Below are 8045 nucleotides of genomic sequence, written 5' to 3'. Positions count from 1 at the left end.
CTTCTGCTTGGCAGCTTTTTCGGCATCAAGAGCCGCCATCTTGCGGCCGGCGGGCGAATCGATGCGGCCCATGCGTGCCGTCTCGGTGACCGAGCCGTCATTGTTGAGCGACGGCGGATCGATCGGTACGCGTTCGCCGCGTGCGCGGCGCTTGGACCAGTCGGAGACGATGCTGGCTTCCTTGATACCGGCGATGGTCGGCTTGGGCGCCGGCACGCTGGCCTTGACCGCGCCGCTGAACGCCGCGTCATAGGTGCTCATGTAGGAATTGTAGGCGCTCTTCAGCGAATCAGGCTGCGTCGTCGCCGGGCAGGCGCCAGTCGGATCGAATGTCTGACCGTCGGCGGCTACCTGGTTGAAGACATAACGCTTCTCGCAGACATCGACCTTCGGCGGCACCTTGGTGATCTCGAAATTGTCGTAGCCGACCTTGAGCATCTTCCAGAAGTCGTAATTCGGGTCGTTGCGGTAGCGCGCCATGTTGGCGGCGGTCATGCGGAACGGAAACGCCTGGATCTGGAACTCGGTCTGGCCGCCCTGGAAAGCATCGCGGCCGAAGGCATAGATCTGCTCGATCTGCGCATCGGTCATCGAATAGCAGCCCGACGACGAACAGGCGCCGTGCACCATCAAATTGGAGCCGGTGCGGCCGTTGGCGCGGTCATAGGCGTTGGGATAGCCGATGTTGAAGGACAGATGGTAGTTCGAGCGCGGATTCATCTGCGCCGGGCGCACCGTGTAGAAGCCTTCCGGCGCCTGGCGGTCGCCTTCGGTGTATTTCGGCCCGAGCTTGCCCGACCATTTGCAGATGTCGTAGCTGGCGACCATGTCATAGCGGCCGTTGGTCTTGGCCTTCCAGATCTCGAGCTTGCCTTCTTCCTTGAAGATGCGGGCCATCACCGACGAGGTGCGGACCATGCCCTTGGCCCTCATGTCGGCGAGGATCTTGTCGGGCAGCGGCTTGTTGGCCTCCGGGGCAAAATCCTTCATCGACGAATTGTTGCAGCCGGCAACGCCGAGGGCAGCGATCAGGATTCCGGTGCGGGCAAGCTTGACAAACATGGCTACGGATATCGTCTTTTCTCTGGCGCCAGGACGTTTCCTGCCCCGGCTGCTACACTGCGCATCGACGGACCCTAAGCCCGTTAACCCTAATAAATTCCTTACCGCAAGTGCCGACGCATCCCCCTGCGGCAGTCTCATTGAGCCGAATGCAGCGGCATTTTTGTGGCAAAAATGCTCCGCTCCGCCACATTGTTGCGGCCAAGGGTGCCTGTGGTCAGAGACTGCGGCCCATGGCCAGGTATTTTTCGCGGCGCTGTTCGCGGAAATCGGTGTTGGCGCCGGCGAAGTCCTTCATCGTCCTGGCGATGAGGTCTCCGGTCGCGGCGATCACGGTTTCGGCGCCGCGATGCGCACCGCCGAGCGGCTCGGGGATGATGGCGTCGATGATCTTCAGTTCCAGAAGATCCTGCGCGGTGATCTTCATGTTGGTCGCCGCGTCCTTCGATCGTGTCGTGTCGCGCCACAGGATCGAGGCGGCACCTTCCGGCGAAATCACCGAATAGATGGCGTGTTCGAGCATGTAGACGCGGTTGGCGGTGGCGATGGCAATGGCGCCGCCCGAACCGCCTTCGCCGATGACCACCGAGATCGACGGTACTTTCAGGCCGAGACAGGTCGAGGTTGAACGGGCGATAGCCTCCGCCTGGCCGCGCTCCTCGGCGTTGACTCCGGGATAGGCGCCGGCCGTGTCGACCAGCGTCAGGAGCGGGATCTTGAAGCGGTCGGCCAGTTCCATCAGCCGTACCGCCTTGCGGTAGCCCTCCGGCCGAACCGAGCCGAAATTGTGCTTCAGGCGGCTGGCTGTGTCGGAACCTTTTTCCTGGCCGATGATGGCAATGGGTTCGCCGCGGAAACGGGCGAAACCGCCGACGATCGCCTGGTCCTCACCGAAATTGCGGTCGCCGGCCAGCGGCGTGAAATCGGTGAACAGGCCCTTGATGTAGTCGACGCAATGCGGCCTGTCGGGATGGCGCGCCACCTGCACCTTCTGCCAAGGCGTCAGCGCCTTGTAGGCATCGCGCAATGCGTCGCGGGAGCGCTTCTCGAGACGGTTGATCTCGTCGCCGACATCGACCGCCTCGCCATTCTCGGCAAGCTTCTTCAGCTCGAGGATCTTGCCCTCGAGGTCCTGCACCGGCTTTTCGAAATCGAGGTAATTATACATGCGTGAGCGGACCGATACGTCGGAAGGCAGTGGCTGACGGAACCCTTGAATCCAAGGCTCCGGGCGGTGAAATGTCGTCCTCACATAGCGATATGAGGCCTAGTCGGCAAGCGGATGATGATCGTTGACCAGCCGCACCAGCCGCTCTTCCAGCACATGGGTGTAAATCTGTGTCGTCGATATGTCGGCATGGCCAAGCAATTGCTGCACGGCCCGCAGATCGGCGCCGTTCTGCAGGAGATGGCTGGCGAAAGCATGGCGCAGCACGTGCGGCGAGATCTTCGCCGAGGCAATGCCGGCCCTTGCCGCCAGCCCTTTCAGGTCACGCGCGAAGACCTGGCGCGAGAGATAGCCGCTGTCCGAGGCGGCCGGAAACAGGAACGGACTGTCGGCCAAGGCTGGCACCTTGGCGCGGGCGGCAAGCCAGGTCTTCATCGCCGCGCGTGCCTTGGCGGAGAGCGGCACCATGCGCTCCTTGTCGCCCTTGCCGCGCACCATGAAGAAGCGGTCGTCGCGTTGCGCCACCGTCACCGGCAAGCCGACCAGCTCGGAAACGCGCAGGCCGGTGGCGTAAAGCACCTCGACCAGCGCATGCAGGCGCAGTGATGCCAGGCTGTCCCCATCGCCCGACGAGACATCGCCGGCTTCAATTGCTGCACGGTCGATCAGCCGGCCGGTGTCGGCCTCGCTCATCGTCTTGGGCAGCGGGCGGCCCTTTTTCGGGCTGTCCAGCGTGCCGGTCGGGTCATCGCCGCGCAGGCCTTCGGCGTAGAGGAATTTGAAGAACTGGCGGATCGCCGACAGTTTGCGCGCCTGCGACGTGGCGGCAAAGCCGCGGGCGGCAATGTCGTCGAGATAGGCGCGGATATCGGCGGCGGCGGCACCGGCCAGCCCGCCATCGATCGCGCCGGAAGCGTCCTCGAGGTCGCGGCGGTAGGAGGAAAGCGTGTTTTCTGCCGCGCCCCGCTCGGCGCTCATCATTTCCAGAAAGGCTTCGATGCGGGCGGCGCTGTTCATTCAGCCTGTCTTGTCATTCAGCTTTTCTTGGGATTGAGCTTTTCCGGAGGGATGCGCACGCTCATTTCCCCCTTCTTTGGCTCGACGAACATCACCAGTGCGAACATCGTACCATAGGCAATGCCAGCCAGAATCGCCGTTACCACGACAAAGCGAAACAGTGTCGGCATCAATTTTCGCCCGTCTTCTTGTTCTGCGTTTCCAAACCCTGTCCCCTTATGGGACGCCAATCCGGCCAATTCAAGGAAGAAGCTGGGGCCTGTTAGCAACTTCTGATGCAGACCCTGCCAGTCCATATCGGGTTCAAGGCACTTGCCACGCTTGACGCAAACGGGCTTTTCATGTCGATACGCCGGCAAAGAGGGCCTTCGAAACATCCGATGAACGCGCTGCCAGCAAATCCTCCAGACGAGAACCACGCCGCGTTGCTCGGCAGGCTGGGCAGCCGTTCCGTCGTCTTCGTCGGACTGATGGGCGCCGGCAAGACGGCGATCGGCCGCAAGGTGGCGACGATGCTGGCGCTGCCCTTCATAGACAGCGACCAGGAGATCGAAAGCGTCTCGCGCATGACCGTTCCGGAACTGTTCGAGCGCTACGGCGAGACCGAATTCAGGGCGCTGGAGCAGCGCGTCATCCTGCGCGTACTGGAAAACGGGCCGCAGGTGCTGTCGACCGGCGGCGGCGCCTTCATGAATGCGCAGACGCGCGAGGCGATTGCAGCGCAGGGCGTCTCGGTGTGGCTGAAGGCCGAACTCGACCTTCTGATGGATCGCGTCGCCAAGAAACAGAACCGGCCGCTCCTGAAAAGCGCCGACCCGCGCGCCGTGCTGGAGCGGCTGATGGGCGAGCGCTATCCGGTCTACGCGACATCGGACGTCACAGTGCCGACCCGCGACGACCGCAAGGAAGTCATCGCGACCGAGGTGGTGGACGCGCTGTGCCGGCATTTCGGCATTGATCAGGCGGCTGCGACGGGCGAGGTGGAACAGTGAGCATCGAGGCACCCGTTGTCGTCGAAGTCGGCCTTGGCGACCGGACCTACGACATTCTGATCGGCTCGGGGTTGTTGGCCCGCGCGGGTGCCGAGATTGCGCGCCGGCTGCCGGGCACACGCGCCGCGGTCGTCACCGACGCCAATGTCGCGGCAGCGCATCTCGGTGCGCTGAAGGCAGGCCTCGAAACGGGTGGCATCCAGACCGCCATCATCACACTGCCGGCCGGCGAGAAGACCAAGAGTTTTGCCCATCTCGAAGAGGTGGTCGACGGTGTGCTGGCTGCGAAACTGGAGCGCGGCGACATCGTCATCGCCTTCGGCGGCGGTGTTATCGGCGACCTTGCCGGCTTTGCCGCCGGCATCGTGCGGCGCGGCATGAATTTCGTGCAGATTCCGACCTCGCTGCTGGCGCAGGTCGATTCCTCGGTCGGCGGCAAGACCGGCATCAACAGCCCACGCGGCAAGAACCTTGTCGGCGTCTTCCATCAGCCGAAACTGGTGTTGGCCGACACAGGGGTGCTCGACACGCTGCCGATCCGGGAATTCCGCGCCGGCTATGCCGAGCTCGCCAAATACGGGCTCATCGACCGGCCGGAATTTTTCGCCTGGCTGGAAAAGAATTGGGTCCAGGTTTTTGCCGGCGGGCCGGAGAGGGCGCAGGCGATTGCCGAAGCCTGCCGCGCCAAGGCCGACGTGGTTGCGCGTGACGAGTTCGAGACCGGCGACAGCGCGCTGCTCAATCTCGGCCACACATTCGGCCACGCGCTGGAAGCCGCCACCCAATATGACGGAAGCCGCCTCGTCCATGGCGAAGGGGTCGCCATCGGCATGGCGCTGGCCTACCGGTTCTCGTCGCGGCTCAATCTGGCCAGCCCCGACGATGCCGCGCGCGTCGAGGCGCATCTGCGCGCCGTCGGCCTGCCCTGGCGAATAGCCGACATCCCGGGCGATCTGCCTGACGCCGAGGCGCTGCTTGCCTTTATCACCCAGGACAAGAAGGTGTCGCGCGGCGCGCTGACCTTCATCCTGACGCGCGGCGTCGGCCAGGCTTTCATTGCCAAGGATGTTCCGGCATCGGAAGTGCTGTCGTTTCTGAGGGAGAACCACCCAAAGGAAAGCGACCGGAGATGAACGAGCCCGGCTGGATCGTTGTCGCCGTCCTTGCCATCCTCATCGTGCTGCTCGTTGCCGTGCGCACGCGCCTGCTTGCCATATTCGGGTACGAGCTTTCACGCATCGAGCCGCAGCGCTCCAGCCAGGACGAATTGCGCGGCGCGGTCGACGATTTCCGCCGCGACGGCCAGGTGGTGCGCGAGGATCGCGACCGCGTCGGCGGCCTGTTCGATCTCGCCGAGCTCGAAGTCTCCGACATCATGGTCCACCGCACCAACATGCGCTCGGTCAATGCCGACAATGCGCCGGAAGCGGTGGTGCGCGAGATTTTGCAAAGCCCGCACACCCGCATGCCGCTGTGGAAAGGCTCGCTCGACAACATCGTCGGCGTGCTGCATGCAAAGGATCTGCTGCGCGCCTTGAACGAAGTCGGCAACGATTTCTCCAGGATCGACGTCATGAAGATCGCTTCGAAACCCTGGTTCGTGCCCGACACCACGACCTTGCAGGAACAGCTCAACGCCTTCCTTCGCCGCAAGGCGCATTTCGCCGTCGTCGTCGACGAATATGGCGAGGTCGAAGGGCTGGTGACGCTGGAGGACATTATCGAGGAGATCGTCGGCGAGATCGCCGACGAGCACGATGTCGACATACAGGGCGTCAAGCAGGAGGCCGACGGCTCCGTGGTCGTCGACGGTACGGTGCCGATCCGTGACCTCAACCGGGCTCTCGACTGGAACCTGCCGGATGAGGAGGCAACCACCATTGCCGGCCTCGTCATCCACGAGACGCAATCGATCCCCGAGGAGAAGCAGGCTTTTACGTTCCACGGCAAGCGCTTCATCGTCATGAAACGCGACAAGAACCGGATCGCAAGGCTGAGGATCAGGCCAGCCGGCGACGCCTGATGTGCGCCGGGAGACCGGGTGCCGTCATCCCGCGATCTGGCTCGTCGAGCGTTCGTGGATCGTCGCGCCGGTCTCGGCATCCATGGCCGCCAGGCTGACTTCATAACCCCAAAGCCTGCGGATGTGACGAAGCGTGGCGTCGCGGCTGGCATCCTCGAGAAGGATGCCGTCATTGACCTTGTGCTGCAGCCGCAAATGGCGGTCGCCGAGCAGATCGACATCCACCACCTGAATGTCCGGCCGGTTCGCGCCGAGATCATAACTGTTGGCGAGCGCGGCGCGTATCTTGGCGTAGCCGCGCTCATCGTGGATGGACGCGACCAGGCAATGCGGCTGGTCGGCAGCGTCGCCGAGCACAAAAAACCGCCATTTCCGGATCAAGGCAGGGCTGAGGTACTGGCGGATGAAGGATTCGTCGCGATGCTCGGCCCAGGCGTCCAGCAGGACCTCGCGCCAGTTGCCCTGGCCGGCCATGTCGGGGAACCAATCGCGGTCCTCGGCCGTGGGTTCGGTCGAGATGCGCTGAATGTCCTGCATCATGTCGAGGCCGAGAGCATAGGGGTTGATGCCTGAAAAACGCGGATCGTCGAAGGCCGGCTGGAAGACCACGTTGGAATGATTGCGCAGGATTTCGAGCATGGCGCCTTCGCTGATCTGGCCGCGGTCGAACAGCATGTTCATCAGCGTATAGTGCACGAAAGTGGCACAACCTTCGTTCATCACCTGTGTCTGCCGTTGCGGGTAAAAATATTGCGCGATGACACGAACGATCCTGATGATCTCGCGCTGCCAGGGCTCCAGGACTGGGCTGTTCTTTTCCAGGAAATAGAGCAGGTTTTCCTCGGGCAGATTGAGCGATTTCTTCCACTCTGGGTCCTGGCCCTTGTCGTTGGCCGCTTGCTGCGAGGCCGGCAGCGTACGCCACAAGTCGTTGTAGGAGCGCTCCTCGTATTCGAGACGCTCGCGAATTCCTTCGCGTTGCCGTTCCGACGACAACCTCGGCGGCCGGTGATAGCGAAACACGCCCTGATCCATCAGCGCGTGGGCGGAATCGAGAACAGCTTCGACGGCGGCGAGGCCGTGCCGCTCCTCGCAGCGGACTATGTAGCCCTTGGCGAAGTCCAGGTAGCTGAGGATCGCACCCGCATCCGTCCACTGTTTGAACAGCTGATTGTTCTTGAAGAAATGATTGTGCCCGAGCGCTGCGTGGGCCGTCACCAGGGCCTGCAGGGCCATGGTGTTTTCCTCCATCAGATAGACGATGCAGGGATTGGAATTGATGACCAGTTCATAGGCAAGCCCCCGCCCGCCCTTGCGATAGAGCAAATCCTGGTGGAGGAAATGTTTGCCGAAAGACCAGTGACGGTACATCAATGGCATGCCGATGGACGAATAGGCGTCGAGCATCTGCTGCGACGAGATGATCTCCATCTGAACGGGATAGGTGTCCAGATGAAGCTCTTCGACCGCGAGTGCCTCGATAGCGTCATAGGCCCGCGACAATGTTTTGAAATCCCAGTCGGACCCTGAAAAAAGCAGGCTGGATTTGCTCGCTTGTCTGGCCATCGGGAACCCTCATGCCCTCTTGAGGGCGGCCGGTTGCCTGCCGAAGAGCTGGCGAAAAACCGGATAGATATCGGCGGGTGTGGCGATGCGGCTCATCTGGAAGTTCGGCCATTTCTGGTCGATGGAGTTGTAGGCACGCCAGAGCGATGTCCCGTTTTCTGTCGAGCCGAAAATATGAGCTTCACGCTCGTCGATGATCTCGACATAGGCAAAATAC

At 62.5% G+C, this 8045-nt stretch carries 9 protein-coding genes; 3 read left to right on the top strand and 6 right to left on the bottom strand.

Going from position 1 to position 8045, the window contains the following annotated elements; translation table 11 throughout:
- The 4 genes from EN884_RS16845 to EN884_RS16830 all read right to left on the bottom strand — a co-directional run.
- Positions 1-1062 (bottom strand): murein L,D-transpeptidase family protein (locus EN884_RS16845; protein WP_164895026.1); only part of this gene is annotated, 1062 nt, incomplete at its 3' end.
- Between the two features lie 217 nt (positions 1063-1279).
- Positions 1280-2230, bottom strand: coding sequence for an acetyl-CoA carboxylase carboxyltransferase subunit alpha (locus EN884_RS16840; protein WP_024503734.1), 951 nt, complete (start codon positions 2228-2230; stop codon positions 1280-1282).
- Positions 2231-2329: 99 nt separating this feature from the next.
- Positions 2330-3247, bottom strand: a complete 918-nt coding sequence (locus tag EN884_RS16835; protein ID WP_063169115.1) for a site-specific tyrosine recombinase XerD — start codon at positions 3245-3247, stop codon at positions 2330-2332.
- Positions 3248-3264: 17 nt separating this feature from the next.
- A complete protein-coding gene (locus EN884_RS16830) occupies positions 3265-3417 on the bottom strand; it encodes a hypothetical protein (RefSeq protein ID WP_013529356.1) in 153 nt (50 codons plus the stop codon).
- A gap of 210 nt (positions 3418-3627) precedes the next feature.
- Here EN884_RS16830 and EN884_RS16825 point away from each other — a divergent pair, with 210 nt between their 5' ends.
- The 3 genes from EN884_RS16825 to EN884_RS16815 are packed head-to-tail and all read left to right on the top strand — an operon-like array spanning position 3628 to position 6262.
- Complete coding sequence (locus tag EN884_RS16825; RefSeq protein WP_024503735.1) at positions 3628-4239, top strand: shikimate kinase; 612 nt, start codon at positions 3628-3630, stop codon at positions 4237-4239.
- Complete coding sequence (gene aroB, locus EN884_RS16820; RefSeq protein WP_128360640.1) at positions 4236-5372, top strand: 3-dehydroquinate synthase; 1137 nt, start codon at positions 4236-4238, stop codon at positions 5370-5372. The genes EN884_RS16825 and aroB overlap by 4 nt, the downstream gene beginning before the upstream one ends.
- Positions 5369-6262, top strand: coding sequence for an HlyC/CorC family transporter (locus EN884_RS16815; protein WP_063169113.1), 894 nt, complete (start codon positions 5369-5371; stop codon positions 6260-6262). Before aroB ends, EN884_RS16815 begins: the two co-directional genes overlap by 4 nt.
- A gap of 24 nt (positions 6263-6286) precedes the next feature.
- Here EN884_RS16815 and EN884_RS16810 read toward each other — a convergent pair whose 3' ends face one another.
- Positions 6287-7828 (bottom strand): SpoVR family protein, encoded by a 1542-nt coding sequence (locus tag EN884_RS16810; protein WP_024503737.1) that lies wholly within the window; start codon positions 7826-7828, stop codon positions 6287-6289.
- A gap of 9 nt (positions 7829-7837) precedes the next feature.
- On the bottom strand, positions 7838-8045 hold a 208-nt coding region (locus EN884_RS16805), incomplete at its 5' end, for a DUF444 family protein (protein WP_128360639.1).

This window comes from Mesorhizobium sp. M7A.F.Ca.AU.001.01.1.1 (assembly GCF_004022735.1).
Lineage (GTDB): Bacteria > Pseudomonadota > Alphaproteobacteria > Rhizobiales > Rhizobiaceae > Mesorhizobium > Mesorhizobium ciceri.
The sequence above is the reverse complement of the archived record's forward strand: the minus strand, read 5'-3'. Positions and strand labels throughout refer to the sequence as shown.